The 17,019-nt window shown below is 67.1% G+C and carries 14 protein-coding genes; 8 read left to right on the top strand and 6 right to left on the bottom strand.

All coding sequences use genetic code 11. The features are described 5' to 3' along the window. Nucleotides 1-13: 13 nt before the first annotated feature. Entirely contained in the window at nt 14-1,513 is a 1,500-nt protein-coding gene (locus tag ACE3N9_RS13755; protein ID WP_374284521.1) for an acyl-CoA synthetase, read from the top strand. A gap of 13 nt (nt 1,514-1,526) precedes the next feature. Here ACE3N9_RS13755 and ACE3N9_RS13750 read toward each other — a convergent pair whose 3' ends face one another. From ACE3N9_RS13750 to ACE3N9_RS13735, 4 genes are all read right to left on the bottom strand, one after another. Continuing rightward, complete coding sequence (locus ACE3N9_RS13750) at nt 1,527-2,402, bottom strand: alpha-1,2-fucosyltransferase (protein WP_374284519.1); 876 nt, start codon at nt 2,400-2,402, stop codon at nt 1,527-1,529. 125 nt (nt 2,403-2,527) lie between these two features. Then, the gene (locus ACE3N9_RS13745) at nt 2,528-3,343 is read right to left on the bottom strand and encodes an SDR family NAD(P)-dependent oxidoreductase (RefSeq protein WP_374284516.1); all 816 of its coding nucleotides are present in this window, start codon (nt 3,341-3,343) and stop codon (nt 2,528-2,530) included. Between the two features lie 67 nt (nt 3,344-3,410). After that, nucleotides 3,411-4,550, bottom strand: coding sequence for an acyl-CoA dehydrogenase family protein (locus tag ACE3N9_RS13740; RefSeq protein WP_374284514.1), 1,140 nt, complete (start codon nt 4,548-4,550; stop codon nt 3,411-3,413). Nucleotides 4,551-4,553: 3 nt separating this feature from the next. Next, entirely contained in the window at nt 4,554-5,714 is a 1,161-nt protein-coding gene (locus tag ACE3N9_RS13735) for an acyl-CoA dehydrogenase family protein (protein WP_374284511.1), read from the bottom strand. Between the two features lie 172 nt (nt 5,715-5,886). On the opposite strand from ACE3N9_RS13735, the gene ACE3N9_RS13730 reads away from it, so the two are divergent. The 5 genes from ACE3N9_RS13730 to ACE3N9_RS13710 all read left to right on the top strand — a co-directional run bounded on the left by ACE3N9_RS13730 (nt 5,887) and on the right by ACE3N9_RS13710 (nt 11,790). Continuing rightward, nucleotides 5,887-6,738 carry an SDR family NAD(P)-dependent oxidoreductase gene (locus ACE3N9_RS13730; RefSeq protein ID WP_374284509.1) on the top strand — a complete coding sequence of 284 codons (852 nt, stop codon included), beginning with the start codon at nt 5,887-5,889 and terminating at the stop codon, nt 6,736-6,738. After that, nucleotides 6,735-8,171, top strand: a complete 1,437-nt coding sequence (locus ACE3N9_RS13725; RefSeq protein ID WP_374284507.1) for an MFS transporter — start codon at nt 6,735-6,737, stop codon at nt 8,169-8,171. The genes ACE3N9_RS13730 and ACE3N9_RS13725 overlap by 4 nt, the downstream gene beginning before the upstream one ends. Before the next feature lie 84 nt (nt 8,172-8,255). Further along, nucleotides 8,256-9,539 (top strand): acyl-CoA dehydrogenase family protein, encoded by a 1,284-nt coding sequence (locus ACE3N9_RS13720; RefSeq protein WP_374284504.1) that lies wholly within the window; start codon nt 8,256-8,258, stop codon nt 9,537-9,539. Nucleotides 9,540-9,617: 78 nt separating this feature from the next. Then, a complete protein-coding gene (locus tag ACE3N9_RS13715) occupies nt 9,618-10,706 on the top strand; it encodes a Zn-dependent alcohol dehydrogenase (protein ID WP_374284502.1) in 1,089 nt (362 codons plus the stop codon). A gap of 7 nt (nt 10,707-10,713) precedes the next feature. Continuing rightward, complete coding sequence (locus tag ACE3N9_RS13710; RefSeq protein ID WP_374284500.1) at nt 10,714-11,790, top strand: phosphotransferase family protein; 1,077 nt, start codon at nt 10,714-10,716, stop codon at nt 11,788-11,790. A gap of 96 nt (nt 11,791-11,886) precedes the next feature. On the opposite strand, the gene ACE3N9_RS13705 is transcribed toward ACE3N9_RS13710, so the two are convergent. Then, entirely contained in the window at nt 11,887-14,292 is a 2,406-nt protein-coding gene (locus ACE3N9_RS13705; protein ID WP_374284497.1) for a S8 family peptidase, read from the bottom strand. Between the two features lie 152 nt (nt 14,293-14,444). On the opposite strand from ACE3N9_RS13705, the gene dapD reads away from it, so the two are divergent. Together dapD and ACE3N9_RS13695 are read left to right on the top strand one after the other, a co-directional pair. Continuing rightward, entirely contained in the window at nt 14,445-15,284 is an 840-nt protein-coding gene (gene dapD, locus ACE3N9_RS13700; protein WP_374284495.1) for a 2,3,4,5-tetrahydropyridine-2,6-dicarboxylate N-succinyltransferase, read from the top strand. Between the two features lie 16 nt (nt 15,285-15,300). Then, a complete protein-coding gene (locus ACE3N9_RS13695) occupies nt 15,301-15,735 on the top strand; it encodes an ion channel (RefSeq protein ID WP_374284493.1) in 435 nt (144 codons plus the stop codon). 20 nt (nt 15,736-15,755) lie between these two features. On the opposite strand, the gene ACE3N9_RS13690 is transcribed toward ACE3N9_RS13695, so the two are convergent. Further along, entirely contained in the window at nt 15,756-17,015 is a 1,260-nt protein-coding gene (locus ACE3N9_RS13690) for a dipeptidase (RefSeq protein ID WP_374284491.1), read from the bottom strand. Nucleotides 17,016-17,019: the final 4 nt, after the last annotated feature.

Here is a 17,019-nt window from a genome sequence, read left to right as displayed (position 1 = left end):
TCAGGGGGCACTGATGACCCACCCGCGCCTGCACGCCGCCGCCGCGCCCGACCGGCCGGCGGTGATCATGACCGATGGCTCGCCCGGGCTGACCTATGGCCAGCTGGAAAGCCAGGCCAATCGGGGCGCGCAGCTGATCCGCTCGCTGGGGATCAGGCGCGGGGATACCGTCGCCTACTGGCTGCACAACTGCCCGCAGGTGTTCGAAGTCTATTGGGCCGGGCAGCGCAGCGGCTGCTACATCACCCCCATCGCCACCGCGCTGACCGGGGGCGAGGCGGACTACATCGTCGAGAATTCCGGCGCGAAGCTGCTGGTCGTCTCGCCCGAGATCGAAGGGCTGGCCGAACTGCCCCGCCGCCCGGGCGTGACCGTGCTGACGCTGGAGGAATGGGCCAGAGCGCTCGCCGCCCAACCTGCAGGGCCGATTGCGGATGAAAGCCCCGGCTTCCACATGGTCTATTCGAGCGGCACCACCGGCCGGCCCAAGGGCGTGCGCCTGCCCCTGCCCGAAGGCGAGGTGACCGCGCTGCACCAGCTCGCCGCAATGCTGGAGGGACGCTATGCGATTGGCCCGGCGGACACCTATCTTTCGCCCGCCCCGCTCTATCACACCGCGCCGCTCGCCTATACCACCGCCTGCCACCGCCTGGGGGCCAGCGTGGTGGTCATGCCGAAATTCGAGCCCGAGGCCGCGCTGGCGGCGATCGAGCGCTACCGGGTCAGCCTGACGCAAATGGTGCCGACCATGTTTGTCCGCCTGCTCAAGCTGCCGGAGGACGTGCGGGCGCGGTATGACCTGTCCAGCCTGCGCCAGGTGATCCACGCCGCCGCGCCCTGCCCGGTGCCGATCAAGCACGCGATGATCGAATGGCTGGGCCCGATCATCTACGAATACTACGGCGGCAGCGAGGGCAACGGGTCGACCGGGATCACGTCGGAAGAATGGCTGAACAAGCCCGGCTCGGTCGGCAAGGCAACCTGGGGCACGCTGCACATCTGCGACGATCAGGGCCACGAACTGCCCCCCGGCGAGCAGGGCGGGGTCTATTTCGAAGGCGGCTGGGACTTCCAGTACCTGGGCGATGACGACAAGACCCGCGACAGCCGCAACCCGCTGCACCCCGCCTGGTCGACGCTGGGCGATGTCGGCTATGTCGACGCGGACGGCTACCTGTTCCTGACCGACCGCAAGAGCTACATGATCATTTCGGGCGGGGTGAACATCTACCCGCAGGAGGTCGAAAACCTGCTGATCACCCACCCGCGCGTGGCCGATGCGGCGGTGATCGGCGTGCCCAATCCCGACTTCGGCGAGGAAGTGAAGGCGGTGGTCCAGCCGCTTGACCCGGCTGACGCGACGGACGCGTTCGCCGCCGAACTGATCGAATTCTGCAAGGCCCACCTCAGCCACATCAAGTGTCCGCGCTCGGTCGATTTCGATCCGGCGCTGCCCCGGCTCGACAACGGCAAGCTTTACAAGCGGCTGATCAAGGAGCGTTATTGGGGCTGAGCGCGCGGACGGCTCACAGCACCGTCCAGCCGGGCGGGCAGCGATCCGCCACTACGGTATCGGCCCCGGCGAACCAGCGCTGCGGCGCTACCACCATGCGCTCGGCGTGCTGCTGCCCGTCGCCCAGCCAGGCCGCCCACCAGCTGAACGAACTGTTGGCGATGATGCTGTGGCGGCAGGCGGCCATCAGGTAGAGGTCCTGCCACGAATCCGCCCCTCTGTTCACATCGACAAAGGTCAGCGGCAGGCCCAGGTGCTGCAGCGCCTCACGGCACCAATCAAGGTCATCGGAAAACACGTAGCAATGCAGGCCGGGCGCACGTTCGCGGATGAATTGCACGGCTGCGGCATAGAAATCGGTCGATAGCGCGCCATGAAACGAGGCGGTTTCGGCCGAAGTCACATAATCGCCCCGGCGAACGTGCAGCGCCAGCGAATTGGCCGACTGCATCGCATCACGCAGGCGGCCGCTCTGGTCCGATAGCGGTACGCGCGGTTGCAGTTCGGCGCGCAGCTGGGCCGCGCAATCATCGAAATAGCGCCAGCTCTGCCAGTAGCCGAACAGATAGGTGCCATCGCCGCATTGCTTCACGGCGGGATCGAACCCCACCGCCTGCTCGCGCACGGTGGCCCAGCCGCTGAACCTGCGCAGCGCGGCTTGCTCGCGCCGGGCCAGCAGGAACGAGAGCGCGTCGGTCCGGCGGGCCGGTTCGACCGCGATGGCCAGCTTGTCCAGCTCGTAGGGCCGGTCAACCTCGAACGCCCCCGGCTTGCCAAAGGCGGCCAGATCAAGCTTCAGGCCGGTGCCCCGCCGCAAGGCCAGTGCCCGCGCAGCGGCATACTGGAACATCTGGTTGCCCAGGCCACCGCAGACGAATGCGCCGATCATTGCGTCATCCGGGCATCAGGAGTGTCGGTCATGCTGCGCCTTCGCCCAATCGATAGACGCCGCATGCCCGACCCCGGCGCGCCGGACAAGCCCGGCACGCCGCGGCAGCGCAGCGAATGCCCGGCCTAGTGCCCCGAAGGATCGACCGCGTCGGTCGGCACCCAGCCGTTGACGATCCCGCCGTCGATCGGGATCGTGGTCCCGACCACATAGTCCCCGGCGCGGCTGGCAAGGTAGATTGCGCCGCCCGCGATATCCTCGGCCACGCCGACGCGGGCATAGGGAATGCCGCGCGCGGAAGCTTCGGGGTTCTTCGCCGCCGCCTTGTTCATCTCGCTGGGATAGGCGCCCGGCGCAATGCAGGTGACAACGATGTTGTCCTTGATCAGCCGCGCGGCCATGCGCTTGGTCAGGTGGATCACCGCCGCCTTCGACGCCTGGTAGCTGTAGGTTTCCCAAGGGTTCGGACGCAGCCCGTCGATCGAGGCGATGTTGATCACCTTGGCCGGACGGTCAAAGCTGGCCGCCGCGTTCAGCAGGCCGTGCAGCTTCTGGGTCAGGAAGAACAGGCTCTTGACGTTGAGGTCCATCACCTTGTCCCAGCCCGCTTCGGGAAACTGGTCAAAATCCGCACCCCAGGCCGCCCCGGCGTTGTTGACCAGGATGTCGAGCCGACTTTCGCGGCTGGCGAGTTCTTCGGCCAGGCGCTTGATCTCGTCCATCTGCGTCAGGTCACCGGGCAGGCCGATCACCTTGCCGGGATACTTGGCATTGAACTCGGCTTCGGTCTCGGCCAACTGCTCGCGCTTGCGGGCGGTGATGTAGACCTTCTCGCATCCGGCGGCGAGGTAGCCTTCGAGCAGCATCTTGCCGATCCCGCGGCTACCGCCGGTGATCAGCGCGATCTTGCCTTCAAGGCTGAACAGCTTCGAAAAATCCATCTCCCGGTCCCTTCTTCGTCACCCCGGATCTGATCCGGGGGCCCGCTTGTTGTTCACCCGCTGCCCGTCAGTAGCCCGACAGCCGCGCCACGCGGTCGGCGTGGTAGTACTGGTCGCCCATGAATTCCGACAGGGCCCGGTCGCGCTTCATGTAGAGGCCGATATCGTATTCGTCGGTCATGCCGATCCCGCCGTGCATCTGCACGCCTTCCTTGACCGCCAGGCTGGCCGTCTTGCCGGCCTTGGCCTTGGCGACCGAGACCATCAGGTCGGCCTTGTCGCTACCCGCGTCGAGCAGCTGCTGCGCCTTGATCGTCGCGGCGCGGGCGATTTCGACTTCGGAATAGAGGTGCGCGGCGCGGTGCTGCAGCGCCTGGAATTCCCCGATCAGACGCCCAAACTGCTTGCGCTGCTTGAGGTAGGTGGCGGTCATGTCGAAGGCGCCGACGGCCACGCCAACGCTTTCCGCCGCCGCGCCGACGCGGCCGGCCTGCAGCATGCGGTTCAGCACTTCGCGCCCGCCATCAACCTCGCCGATCACGGCGTCGGCATCGAGCATGACGTTGTCGAGCTTGACATGGGTCGCCATCGAACTGTCGACCAGCCGGACCTTGTCCTGGCTGAGGCCTGCCGCATCCTTGGGCACCGCGAACAAGGTGATCCCGGCGTCGTCGTCGTCGCCACCTGCCGTGCGCGCGGCGACCACCAGCATGTCGGCGCTGCCGCCGTGGACCACGAAGGCCTTGCTGCCGTTCAGCTTGAAGCCGTTACCGGCGCGTTCGGCGCGCGTCTTGATCCGTTCGGGGCGATGCTTGGCCCCTTCGTCCACCGCCACGGCAAACACGCTGTCGCCCGAAAGCAGCCCTGGCAGCCAGCGGCCCTTGAGGTCGGCGCTGGCCGCGCCCAGCGCGGTCGCGGCCATGACCGAGCTGGTCAGGAACGGCGAAGGGGTGAGGTTGCGGCCGATTTCTTCGAGCACGATCCCCGCTTCGACATGGCCCATGCCCAGGCCGCCATCGGCTTCGCTGACGAGGATCCCGGTGAAGCCGAGTTCGGCGAACTGCTTCCACAGGCCGTGGCCGAACCCGTCCTGGCAATTGATGTCGCGCCAGTGGCGCAGCTGCTTGGCGATGTTGCCTTCGTCGGCCATGAACTGGCGCGCGGTATCGGCGAGCATCGCCTGGTCTTCGGTGTGATAGAGCGGCATCGATCAGGCTCCCGGCAGGTCGAGAATGCGTTTGGAAATGACGTTGAGCATCACCTCGCTGGTGCCGCCCTCGATCGAGTTGGCCTTGGTACGCAGCCACGAGCGGGCGCGGGCGCCGCCATCGCTGGCTTCGCTTTCCCATTCCAGGCTGGCGCTGCCGCCGCCGGCCATCAGCAGCTCGTAGCGCCGCTTGTTCAGCTCGGTCCCGGCGTACTTCATCATGTTCGGCTGGGCGGGGTGCGCCTTGCCGACCTTGATCTCGTCGAGGAACTTTTCGCCCATCGCGCTGAACGCCAGGGCATCGACATCGAACTGGGCGATCTCGGCGCGCAGCACCGGATCTTCGAGGCCAGCCCGGTTCAGCACCGCACCGATGGTGTTGAGCCGGTCGTTGCCGCCCGCGCCCGAAATCATTTCGCGCTCATGCCCCAGCAGATACTTGGCCACGTCCCAGCCGCGGTTCAGTTCGCCGACGATCTGGTGCTTGGGCACCTTGACGTTGTCGAAGAAGGTTTCGCAGAACGGCGAGCTGCCGGAAATCAGCAGGATCGGCTTGGTCGACACGCCAGGGCTGGTCATGTCGAACAGCAGGAAGCTGATGCCCTGGTACTTGTTGCCCTTGTCGGTGCGGACCAGGCAGAAGATCCAGTCGGCCTTGTTGGCGTAGCTGGTCCAGATCTTCTGGCCGTTGACGACCCAGTGATCGCCCTTGTCCTCGCCGTAGGTCTGCAAGCTGACCAGGTCCGAACCCGAGCCGGGTTCCGAATAGCCCTGGCACCAGCGGATTTCGCCGCGCGCGACCTGGCCCAGGTAGTGGACCTTCTGTTCCTCGGTCCCGAACTTGAGCAGCGCGGGGCCAAGCATCCAGATGCCGAAGCTGGATAGCGGCGGGCGCGCGTTGATGCGGTTCATTTCCTCGCGCCAGATCTTGGCTTCGGCCGGGGTCATCCCCGCGCCGCCATAGGCCTTGGGCCAGTCGGGCACGGTGTAGCCCTTGGCGACGCAGCGTTCGAGCCACAGCTTCTGCGCCTCGTTCTTGAACTTGAAATTGCGGCCGCCCCAGCAGACGTCGTCCTCGTCGCGGGCGGGTTCGCGCATTTCAGGCGGGCAGTTTTCTTCGAGCCAGGCGCGGATTTCCGCGCGGAAGGCGTCAAGGTCTGACATGGTCGGGACTCCTCTCTTAACCGACAGGTTAAAGTGACTCCGCGCCCCGGTGCAAGCGCCGAATTCGCGCCATTTCAGCCTGCCACGCTTGCCGTAGCGTCAAGCGCAGAGGCGTTGACCGAACCACTTTCAAGGCTAGGCTGGTGGCAAATCAAAACGGAGAGGAATGGTCATGCGATTCTCGGGCAAGTGCGTTGTCATCACCGGGGCAGCATCAGGTATCGGCCGGGCGGCAACCCTGCTGTTCGCGCGCGAAGGGGCCACGGTGTTCGCCGCCGACCTCAACCTGGAAGGCGCCAAGGCCGTTGCGGCAGAGGGCGAGAACATCGTGCCGGTGGCCTGCGACGTGTGCGATCCGGCCCAGATCAAGGCGCTGATGGACCAGGCCGCTGCCCAGTGCGGCGGGATCGACGTGGTGTTCAACAATGCCGGCGCCGGCGGTGACCGCGCCCCGATCGACGAGATCGAGCCCGAGGGCTGGGACTTCACGTTCAACCTGCTGATGCGTTCGGTCGCCATGGGCATCCGCTATGCCGCGCCGCACATGAAGCAGCGCAAGGGCGCGGCGATCGTCAACACCTCCAGCGTTGCGGCGGTCGGGCCGGGCTATAGCCCCACGGCCTATGCCGTGGCCAAGGCCGGCGTGCTGCACCTGACCAAGTGCGCCGCGACGGACCTGGCGCAATACGGCATCCGCGTGAACGCGGTGCAGCCGGGCTTCATCAACACCAACATCTTCACCGCCAGCATGGACATGCCGGAGCAGCTGGTCACCCAGGCCAAGCAGGTGATCCTCCAGATGTCGAGCCAGGCCCAGCCGGTCGGCCGCCCGGGCATGCCTGATGACATCGCCAATGCGGTGGCCTTCCTGGCCAGTGACGCGGCGGGCTTCGTCACCGGCACTTCGCTGATCGTCGACGGCGGGATCACGGTGGGGCCGCGCCACAGCTGGGATCCCGAAGCGCCCGGCCTGTTCGACGCACTTCAGGCCATGGCCGATGGAGCGGCGGCCGCCGCGCAGTGAGCGCAGCCGCCGCCCCCGCTGTTCATGGCCCGTTGCCGCGCCGCCTGGCGCTGACCCACGGGCTGGGCGCGGCGGCCTATGGCATCAAGGAAAACGGGTTTTCCACCTTCCTGCTGCTGTACTGCAACCAGGTGCTGGGGATGGACCCGCCGCTGGTCGGCCTGGCGTTGCTGATCGCGCTGCTGATCGACGGGGTGGCCGATCCGCTGATCGGCTACCTGTCGGACCGCACGGTGACCAACTGGGGCCGCCGCCTGCCGTGGCTGATCCTCGCCCCGATCCCGCTCGGGCTGGTCTGGGCGCAATTGTGGTCGCTGGAAAGCGCGCCGGGGTTCTGGGAACTGGTCGGCATCGCCGTGGCGGTGCGGCTGCTGGTTTCGTGCTGCGAAGTGCCCTCGATCGCGCTGGTCCCCGAACTGACCCGCGACTATGACCAGCGCACCACCCTGCTGCGCTACCGCTTCCTGTTTTCGTGGAGCGCGAGCATGCTGATCTCGTTCCTTGCCTATGGCCTGTTCCTCAAGGACGGACCGCTGGCGGCGGAAGGATACCGCGCCTACGGGCTGTTCGGCGCGGCCCTGATCACCGGATCGGTGCTGTTTTCAGCGCTCGGGCAGCGGCGCTGGGCGGCAGTGCGCCCGCCCCCGCCCGCCACGCCGTTCAGCCTGCGCCAGGCCTTTGCCGAGCTGATCGAATGCTTTTCCCACCGCGCCTTCCTGGTGCTGCTGCTGGGCGGGGCGCTGGCCTATACCAGCCAGGGGATCACCTTTTCGATCGCCAACTACCTCTATGCCTATGTCTGGCTGTTCAACCCGCTGCAGTTCCAGATCTATACCGGAGTGCTGCTGGCCAGCGTGGTAACCTGCTTCGTGGTCCTGCCGAAATGGCACGCGCGCTGGGGCAAGCGTGACACGGCGGTGGTGACGGCGCTGCTCGGCATGGTGTTCTGGGTTGCCCCGTTCCTGCTGAACAGCGCCGGGCTGTGGCCGCAGCGCGGCACCTGGGCTTCGACCCTGCCGCTCTACGCCGCGTTCTTCGTGTGCAACGTGTTCTCGGTCTCGGCGATGGTTTCCGCCAGTTCGATGATGGCCGACGTGGTCGAGGCGAGCGAGGAGCAGACCGGGCGGCGCAACGAGGGCGTGTTCTTTTCGGGCAATTTCTTCATGCAGAAATGCTCCACCGGCCTTGGCATTTTCGTCACCAGCTTCCTGCTCGCCTTTGCCGGGCTGTCGGACAAGGTGAAGCCGGCGGACGTCACCCCGGACGTAATCAACCGCCTGAGCCTCGCTTACTGCGCGGCGGTGATCCTGTTCGCTTTCGCGATGGCGGCGGTGCTGCGGCGCTTCCCGATCACCCGCGCCGATCACGAGGCGCGGCTGGCCGCGCTGTCCGCCGCGCGGATCAACCCCGACAGCGAGGGACTACACCCTTAACCGATCGCTTAAACACCCTTGGCGCGGATTGCGCCGCGTGGCACTGATGTGCCCGAGACTCGACAGCATAAGGAGGACTGACCCATGGATTTCGACCTGACCGAACGGCAAAGCTATTGGCGCGACCGCGTGCGCCAGTTCATCGAAAACCACGTCCGTCCCCGCGTAGGCGACTACAAGAAGGAAGACGCCCGGGGCGAACGCTGGAAGGTCCTGCAGGTGGTGGAAGAGGAAAAGGCCCGCGCCAAGGCGCAGGGCATCTGGAACCTGTTCATGCCCCCGCAGTCGGGCCGCTCGCACGTGGACGACACCTTCGAATTCGAAGGCCCGGGGCTGACCAACCTTGAATACGCGCTTTGCGCCGAGGAAATGGGCCGCGTCGGCTTTGCTTCCGAAGTGTTCAACTGCTCCGCGCCCGACACCGGCAACATGGAAGTGCTGCACCGCTACGGCACGCGCGAACAGAAGGACCGCTGGCTGAAGCCGCTGATGAACGGCGAAATCCGTTCGGCCTTCCTGATGACCGAACCGCAGGTCGCCAGCTCGGACGCGACCAACATCGAATGCTCGATCCGCCGCGAAGGCGATGAATACGTGCTCAACGGCACCAAGTGGTGGTCGTCGGGCGCGGGCGATCCGCGCTGCAAGATCGCGATCGTCATGGGCAAGACCGACTTCGAGGCGAAGAAGCACGCCCAGCAGTCGATGGTGCTGATGGAACTCGACAGCCCCGGCGTCGAAATTGTCCGCCACCTGCCGGTGTTCGGCTATGACGATGCCCCGCACGGTCACATGGAAGTGAAGCTCAACAACGTCCGCATTCCGGCCAGCAACATGCTGCTGGGCGAAGGGCGCGGGTTCGAGATCGCGCAAGGCCGCCTCGGGCCGGGCCGCATCCACCACTGCATGCGCACCATCGGCGTGGCCGAGGAAGCGCTGGAACGGATGGTCCGCCGCCTGTCGAGCCGCGTCGCCTTCGGCAAGCCGATCAGCACGCACTCGATCTGGGAACAGCGCATCGCCGAAGCCCGGATCGAGATCGAATGTTCGCGCCTGCTCTGCCTCAAGGCGGCGGACATGATGGACAAGGTTGGCAACAAGGCCGCCCAGGCCGAAATCGCGATGATCAAGGTCAAGGCGCCGAACATGGCGCTGAAAATCATCGACGATGCCATCCAGGCCCATGGCGGCGGCGGCGTGTCGGAAGACTTCGGCCTGGCCAAGATGTACGCCGGCCAGCGCACCCTGCGCATCGCCGACGGTCCGGACGAAGTCCATGCCCGCTCGATCGCGCGGCTGGAGCTTGGCAAGTATGCCCCGCAGGGCGACCGCGGCTTCAGCTCGGGCGATCTGGGCGTCACGCGCTAAGCCGCACACGGCCCCGGGACACCCCGGGGCCGCACTGCCCGGCCCGGCCGGGACAATGAATGCAATGGAGAGAATGACATGAAGGCCGCAGTCCTGATCGAACCCCACAAGCCGCTCGAGATCGAGGAGCTGCAGATCAGCAAGCCGGGTCCGCACGAAGTGCTGATCCGCACCGCCGCCTGCGGCCTGTGCCATTCCGACCTGCACTTCATCGAAGGCACCTATCCCCACGCGCTGCCCGCCGTGCCCGGCCACGAAGCCGCCGGCATCGTCGAAGCGGTGGGCAGCGAAGTGCGCACGGTGAAGGTCGGCGATGCGGTGGTGACCTGCCTGTCGGCCTTCTGCGGCCACTGCGAATTCTGCGTCACCGGCCGCATGGCGCTGTGCCTGGGCGGCGATACGCGCCGCGCGCCGGGCAGCGAATCCCGCCTCAGCCGCGCGGACGGCAGCGCGGTCAACCAGATGCTGAACCTTTCGGCCTTTGCCGAAATGATGCTGATCCACGAACACGCCTGCACCCGGATCGATCCGGAAATGCCGCTGGATCGCGCCTCGATTATCGGCTGCGCGGTGACCACTGGCGCGGGCACGATCTTCAACGCCTGCAAGGTCACGCCGGGTGAAACCGTGGCCGTGGTCGGCTGCGGCGGGGTCGGCCTGGCCGCGATCAACGCCGCCAAGATTGCCGGCGCAGGCAAGATCATCGCCGCCGATCCGATTGCGGAGAAGCGCGAATTGGCGATGAAGCTGGGCGCGACCCACACGGTTGATGCCATGGATGCTGATGCCGCCGCGCAGATCGTCGAGCTGACCAAGGGCGGGGTCGACCACGCGGTCGAAGCCGTGGGCCGTCCCGCCTCCGGCGAACTGGCGGTCAAGTCGCTGCGCCGCGGCGGCACCGCGACCATCCTGGGGATGATGCCGCTGAACCACTCGGTCGGCCTGTCCGCCATGGACCTGCTTTCGGGCAAGAAGCTGCAGGGCGCGATCATGGGGATGAACCACTTCCCGGTCGACATGCCGCGCCTGGTTGATTTCTACATGCGCGGGCTGCTCGATCTCGACACGATCATTGCCGAGCGGATTCCGCTGTCGCAGATCAACGAAGGCTTCGAAAAGATGAAGTCGGGCGCCTCGGCGCGCTCGGTCATCGTGTTCGATCAGTGAGGGCCGCATGACTGACGCACTCAACGCCGAAGAAGCCTTTGTCGGCACGGTCGAGCCGGAAGGCGCCGACCGGCTCGACACGGTAAAGCTGACCGAATGGATGGAAGCCAATGTCGCCGGCTTCCAGGGCCCGCTCAAGCTGACCAAGTTCAAGGGCGGGCAATCGAACCCGACCTACAAGATCGAGGCGCCGAGCGGCAATTACGTGCTGCGGCGCAAGCCGTTCGGGCCGCTGCTGCCCAGCGCCCACGCGGTGGACCGCGAATACAAGGTCCAGGCGGCCCTCGCCAAGGCCGGGTGGACGGTGGCCCCGCAATACGGCCTGTGCACCGATGACAGCGTGGTCGGTTCGTGGTTCTATGTGATGGGCATGGTCGATGGCCGGACCATCTGGAACGGCGCCATGCCCGATGCGACGCCGGAATACCGCCGCGCGACCTACATGGCGATGATCGACACCCTGGCCGCGCTGCACAAGGTGGATGTCGAAGCGGTCGGCCTGTCGGACTTCGGCAAGCCGGGCAATTACTTCGGCCGCCAGGTCGATCGCTGGACCAAGCAGTACCGCCTGTCCGAGACCGAGCTGATGCCGGAGATGGAAAAGCTGATCGAATGGCTGCCGGCCACCCTGCCGGAACAGACCAGCACCGGCGTGGTCCACGGCGATTACCGCATCGACAACATGATCTGGGCCAAGGACGAGCCGCGCGTGCTGGCCGTGCTGGACTGGGAACTGTCCACCCTGGGCGATCCGCTGGGCGACTTTTCCTATGTCGCCATGGCCTGGGTCACCGACAACGGCGGGCGCAGCGGGGTGCAGGACCTTGACCGCAAGGCGCTGGGCATTCCCGAGCTCGACGAAGTGGTCGAGCGTTATTGCCAGCAGACCGGGCGCAGCTCTGTGCCGGACATGAACTGGTACTTCGCCTACAACTTCTTCCGTCTGGCGGGCATCATGCAGGGGATCAAGAAGCGGGTAATCGACGGCACCGCCAGCAGCGCCCATGCCAAGGCGATGTCGGACCGGGTCCAGCCGCTGGTTGACCGGGCGTGGGAATTCGCGGTGAAGGCCGGGGCGAAGTAGCGCCCCCGCGTATGGTCAATGCTGGCGAAAGTTGCCCCCGGTACCCTGGGTAACTTTCGTCCAGCCATTGTTTCACCGATGCGAAGAAGGCGGCGGTCAGAACTGGCGGTTCCAACTGATTGCCACGCCCCGGTCATCGGGCAGACTGGCATAGTGCCCCGGGTCCTTGCGCCAGAACAGGCTGGCGCTGGCCGCCCCGTTCCACAGCGCGCCGCGCCACATCAGCTCCGCGTCCAGCTCGCGCCCATGCGGGCTGAGCGACAGGCGGCGCAGCCCTGTCACCGGGCTGAGCGTGGCATAGGAATAGTCCACCGGCAGGCGCAGGTTCAGTCCGCCGCGCTCCACCCGCAGCGGCTGGGCGAGGCGCAGCGCCATGCTGTCATCCTGCTGGAACAGCCCGGTGCGGCTGGCATCCAGCGCCCAGGCCGAAGTCAGCAGGCGCGAATTGCCGGCGACCAGGCCGTTGGCATGGGCCCAGGTCAGCCCGCCGCGCCAGGCCGCTGAGATACGCCAGCGCGGATCCACCTGCCAGCCCAGCGCGGCATCGGCGAACAGGCTGTCCGCTCCACCCGGTCCGAGCGCGCCGTGCAGCCGCGCCCCCAGGATCGAGCGGCTTTCGCCCAGCCAGCTGACCCCCAGCGCGCCGTCAACCGCGTCCCAGCGCCGGTCCAGCGCCGCGCCCAGCCGCATGGCCGGAACATCGGCCAGCCGCGTCGTGCTGCTCGCCTCGCGCCGGGCGGTAGCTGCGGCCGCGCTGCGCCCGCGCTCACCGCTCAGCGTCAGGCCCCAGGGGCCAAGCCGCTGGCGCAGCGCCAGCCCCAACTGGTCGGCACTTCCCAGCCCCAGCGTATCCGCCGGGCCTTGCGCGATCAGGAAGGCCGGATCGCTGCGCCCCTGCAATTGCGCCACCAGGCCGTCCGCGCCCTGCCGGAAGACGAAGCCCAGTTGCCGGTCCGGCGCCAATTGCAGCGCCGCCCGCGCCGCCAGCACGCGCGCCTGCTGGGCATCGCGGGCCGCCAGATGCAGCGCGCCCTGCCACGGCAGCCGCGCGGTGCGCCCGCTGGCATCGATGGAAAAGGCCAAGGCCAGCCGCCCCGCGCCCATGGTCAGGTTGCGGCGGTCGGCGCGCAGCGCGCTATCCAGCCGGGGCGCCAGCCCGGCCGAGCGCATCCCCAAAGCCAGGTCATAACCATAGGCGCGGCCATAGGCGTCGAGCACCACCGCCTGAAGCCCACCGATCTGCGAACCGGCATCGCCCATCGGCGCCGAACCGACCAGCGTGGTATCGCTGCTCGGCAGCACCTGGCCGGTCCCCGCCAGGCTGGTTACGCCCTGGGCGGAAAAGGCCGCCGCAATATCGAGAATGCCGCGGCCATAAGTACTGTCTGTGCCCGCCGTACCCGCGTCCTTGGCCGTCTTGAGCAGGATCTCGACCACTTGCTGCGCGGTCAGGTTGGGAAAGGCCTGGCGCAGCAGCGCGGCTGCTCCGGCGATCTGCGGCGCGGCAAAGCTGGTCCCGGAAAAGACATAGACCGAGCGCGTGCCATCGGCGTTGTTCACCACCTTCATCACGCCGTTTTCGTAAACGCAGCACACCCGCTCGCCCCTCGCCGACAGGAACCAGTCCTGCCACGTACCCGCCCGGTTGCTGAAGGCCGAGAACGCCTCGTTTCCATCGACCGACCCGGCGATGATCACCGCGCCGCTGCCCGCCGCCTGCAGCCCGGTTGCAAACGGATCGGGATTGGCCGGATCGTCGGCGGGATCGGTCGATTCCCCATCATTCCCGGCCGAGACCACGATCACCGCCCCGGCCGCCACCGCGCGCGATACGGCGGCGCGCAGCCCGGCGGTCGGGCTCGATCCGCCCAGCGACAGGTTGATCACCCGCGCCCCGGCGGCGACGGCGCGATCCAGCCCGATCGCGATGTCGCTGTCGTTGAACTTGCAGCCACTGTCCTTGACACTCGCGTCATAGGTGGCGCAGCTGCCCGGCTTGTCGGCGCGAAACATGGCAATTGTCGCGTTGAAGGCGGTCCCCACCACCCCGGTATTGTCGCGCGCAGCCGCCGCGACCAGGGCCACATTGGTGCCGTGGTCATCCTCGGGGTTAAGGCCGCGATCAGCCGCGACATCGGCCGAAGCCGCGGCAATCCGCCCGGCGAATTCGGCGCTACCGGTATCGATCCCGGTATCGACGATCCCCAGCGTGATCCCGCTGCCGCTGTAGCCAGCGGCCCAGGCCGTTAGCGCGCCGTGCTGCACCGGACCGTTCGAACGGTTGTATTCGCTGGTCTGGAACGAGGCGATCGGCGTTGGCGTGGCGGTTGGGGTCGGCGTCGGGCTCGGCGTGGGACTGGGCGTCGGGGTCGGGATCGGCTGGGGCACTGGCGTGCTCCCCACCGAGCCGCCCCCGCCCCCACCGCAGCCGGCGACCAGCGCCAGCGAACACAGCGCCGCGCCCATGCCCCAGCGTACCTGCAGGAAGAACGGTTCAGCCATCTGCCCAACCCCGAAATGCGAATGCGGCCGCCATAATGCCAGCCGAGGTGTGAACCGTGAATTTATTTCCCGATAGCAGGACTGCCCTTGCCCCGCCCGGCATGCGGGGATAGGCGCTAATCCGCGCTCCAGTCCAGCCAGAGGAATTTCCTATGTCCGCCGATCTCGCCGCCGCCATCGAAGCCGCCTGGGAAGCCCGCGACAGCGTGACCCCCGCCAGCGCCGACGTGCGCGAAGTGGTGGAAGCGGCGCTGGCCCTGCTCGACAATGGCCAGGCCCGCGTGGCGCAGCCCGATGGCCAGGGCGGCTGGCAGGTGAACCAGTGGCTCAAGAAGGCCGTTCTGCTGAGCTTCCGGCTGAACGACAACGCCGTGGTGCCGAATGGCGCGGCCGGCGCCCCCGCCTTCGACAAGGTGCCCAGCAAGTTCGACGGCTGGGGCGAAAACCGCTTCCGCGAAGCCGGCTTCCGCATTGTCCCCGGCGCGGTGGTGCGGCGCGGCTCGCACATCGGCAAGGGCGTGGTGGTCATGCCCAGCTTCGTCAACATCGGCGCCTATGTCGGCGATGGCACCATGGTCGACACCTGGGTCACGGTCGGCTCGTGTGCGCAGATCGGCAAGAACGTCCACCTTTCGGGCGGGGTCGGGATCGGTGGCGTGCTTGAACCGCTGCAGGCCGGCCCGGTGGTGATCGAGGACAACTGCTTCATCGGCGCGCGCAGCGAAGTGGTTGAAGGCGTGCGGGTGTGCGAAGGCGCGGTGCTGTCGATGGGCGTGTTCATCGGCGCTTCGACCAAGATCGTCGATCGCAACACCGGCGAGGTCCACATCGGCCGCGTGCCGCCCTACAGCGTGGTCGTGCCCGGATCGATGCCGGGCAAGCCCCTGCCCGATGGCACGCCGGGACCGTCGCTCTACTGCGCGGTGATCGTCAAGACGGTCGATGCGCAGACCCGCTCGAAGACCGCGATCAACGAGCTGCTGCGCGACTGAGCGCGGAGCGCCCGCGATGACCGCCTTGCTGGCCCAGTTCCTGGTGTCGTCGGCGCTGGTCGTGCTGTGCGTCTTCGTCCACGGCTTCGGCCTGTTCAGCCTGAACCGCGCCCTGCGCACCGAAGCGGCGATCGAGCGGCTGACGCGGGTCAACGCGCTCAGCCCACGCGGGGTGCTGTTCACGCTGGGCGTGGTCGTGGCCATGCTGGCGCTGCACGGGATCGAGATCTGGCTGTTCGCGCTGACCTATCTGGCAATCGGCGCGATCCCGACGCTCGAGGCTTCGCTCTACTTCTCGACCATCAGCTATTCGACGGTCGGCTACAACGACACCCACGTGCTGCCGGACTGGCGGCTGCTGGGCGCCTTCGAAAGCCTGCTGGGGATGATCCTGCTGGGCTGGTCGACGGCTTTCCTGTTCCGCATGATCGGGCGGATCGACCCGCACTGAGGCGGGCCGAGCACCTAGGGTCAGAACGTCGTCGGGTTCTCGATCGGGGCGTCGCCCGCGTGGGCCTTGGCATAGGCTTCGGCGCCTTTCATCACCCGCAGCAGGTTGCGGCTGGCGATCTTTTCGAGGTCGGCCTGGCTGTAGCCGCGCCGCGCCAGTTCGACGAACAGCGCGGGATATTTCGAGACGTCCTCCATCCCCTGCACGGTGTTCTCGATCCCGTCCATGTCGCCGCCCAGGCCGACGTGATCGACCCCGATCCGCCTGGCGATATGATCGATGTGCGCGGCCACATCGGCAATGCTGCCGATGGGCAGCGGGTTGGCCTTGTCCCAGGCCGCCATGCCGGCCTTGACCGCATCGGGATTGCCGGCGTTGAGCGACTTGAGCCGGGCCTCCTCGCCAGCGCGGCGGGAACCCCACTGCCGCGTGTCCTCGACCACGTAGGCCGGGTAGAAGTTGACCATGACGATCCCGCCATTGGCCTTGATCGCATCAAGCGCGCTGTCCGGCACGTTGCGGGGATGATGGTTCACCACCCGCGCGTTCGAATGGCTGACAATCACCGGGGCCTTGGCCACTGCCACGACATCCAGCATGGTCTTCTCGCTGACGTGGGCAAGGTCGACCAGCATGCCGAGCCGCTGCATCTCGCGCACCACGTCCTTGCCGAACGGGGTCAGCCCCTGGGCCATCGGCGCATCGGTGGCGCTTTCGGCCCAGGCCAGGTTCTTGAAGTGGGTCAGCGTCATGTAGCGCGCGCCCAGCGCGTGCATCTGGCGCAGCACCGCCAGCGATCCGCCGATCGAATGGCCGCCTTCCATGCCTAGCAGCGAGGCGATCCGCCCCTGCTTCCATGCGCCTTCCACGCAGGCGCTGTCGGTGCAGAACTGCAACTGCCCCGGATGGCGCGCGATCAGGCGCTTCATCACGTCGATCTGTTCCAGCGTGGCCTGGACTGCCTGCGGTTCCGGCAGGTTGGCCGAGACATAGACCGACCAGAACTGCGCGCCGACCTTGCCCGCTTTCAGCCGCTTGAGGTCGGTGTGCATCGCCGCCGCGCCCTTGGCCGGATCGGCGGTGCCGGTGGTGTCGTTGAAATCGAACCCGGCCAGCATGTTCTTGCGGCGGTCGCGCAGCTGTTCGGGCACGTCGTTGTGGCCATCGAACACCGGCGATGCGGCCAGCGCGGCCGCCGCGACCTGCTCTGGCGTCTTGGCGCAGACTGGCCCCGCCAGCAGCAGGCTAAGCGTGGAGGCGGCGATGAAGGCGTGACGCATGGTG

This window comes from Novosphingobium sp. (assembly GCF_041905565.1).
Taxonomy (GTDB): Bacteria; Pseudomonadota; Alphaproteobacteria; order Sphingomonadales; family Sphingomonadaceae; genus Novosphingobium.
This window is presented reverse-complemented; position numbering and strand designations above follow the sequence as displayed.

Excerpts from the sequence above, each read along its gene's own strand:
- ACE3N9_RS13755 (WP_374284521.1), top strand. The coding sequence starts at position 14 with ATGACCCACCCGCGCCTGCACGCCGCCGCCGCGCCCGACCGGCCGGCG.
- ACE3N9_RS13750 (WP_374284519.1), bottom strand. The coding sequence starts at position 2,402 with ATGATCGGCGCATTCGTCTGCGGTGGCCTGGGCAACCAGATGTTCCAG.
- ACE3N9_RS13745 (WP_374284516.1), bottom strand. The coding sequence starts at position 3,343 with ATGGATTTTTCGAAGCTGTTCAGCCTTGAAGGCAAGATCGCGCTGATC.
- ACE3N9_RS13740 (WP_374284514.1), bottom strand. The coding sequence starts at position 4,550 with ATGCCGCTCTATCACACCGAAGACCAGGCGATGCTCGCCGATACCGCG.
- ACE3N9_RS13735 (WP_374284511.1), bottom strand. The coding sequence starts at position 5,714 with ATGTCAGACCTTGACGCCTTCCGCGCGGAAATCCGCGCCTGGCTCGAA.
- ACE3N9_RS13730 (WP_374284509.1), top strand. The coding sequence starts at position 5,887 with ATGCGATTCTCGGGCAAGTGCGTTGTCATCACCGGGGCAGCATCAGGT.
- ACE3N9_RS13720 (WP_374284504.1), top strand. The coding sequence starts at position 8,256 with ATGGATTTCGACCTGACCGAACGGCAAAGCTATTGGCGCGACCGCGTG.
- ACE3N9_RS13715 (WP_374284502.1), top strand. The coding sequence starts at position 9,618 with ATGAAGGCCGCAGTCCTGATCGAACCCCACAAGCCGCTCGAGATCGAG.
- ACE3N9_RS13710 (WP_374284500.1), top strand. The coding sequence starts at position 10,714 with ATGACTGACGCACTCAACGCCGAAGAAGCCTTTGTCGGCACGGTCGAG.
- ACE3N9_RS13705 (WP_374284497.1), bottom strand. The coding sequence starts at position 14,292 with ATGGCTGAACCGTTCTTCCTGCAGGTACGCTGGGGCATGGGCGCGGCG.
- dapD (WP_374284495.1), top strand. The coding sequence starts at position 14,445 with ATGTCCGCCGATCTCGCCGCCGCCATCGAAGCCGCCTGGGAAGCCCGC.
- ACE3N9_RS13695 (WP_374284493.1), top strand. The coding sequence starts at position 15,301 with ATGACCGCCTTGCTGGCCCAGTTCCTGGTGTCGTCGGCGCTGGTCGTG.
- ACE3N9_RS13690 (WP_374284491.1), bottom strand. The coding sequence starts at position 17,015 with ATGCGTCACGCCTTCATCGCCGCCTCCACGCTTAGCCTGCTGCTGGCG.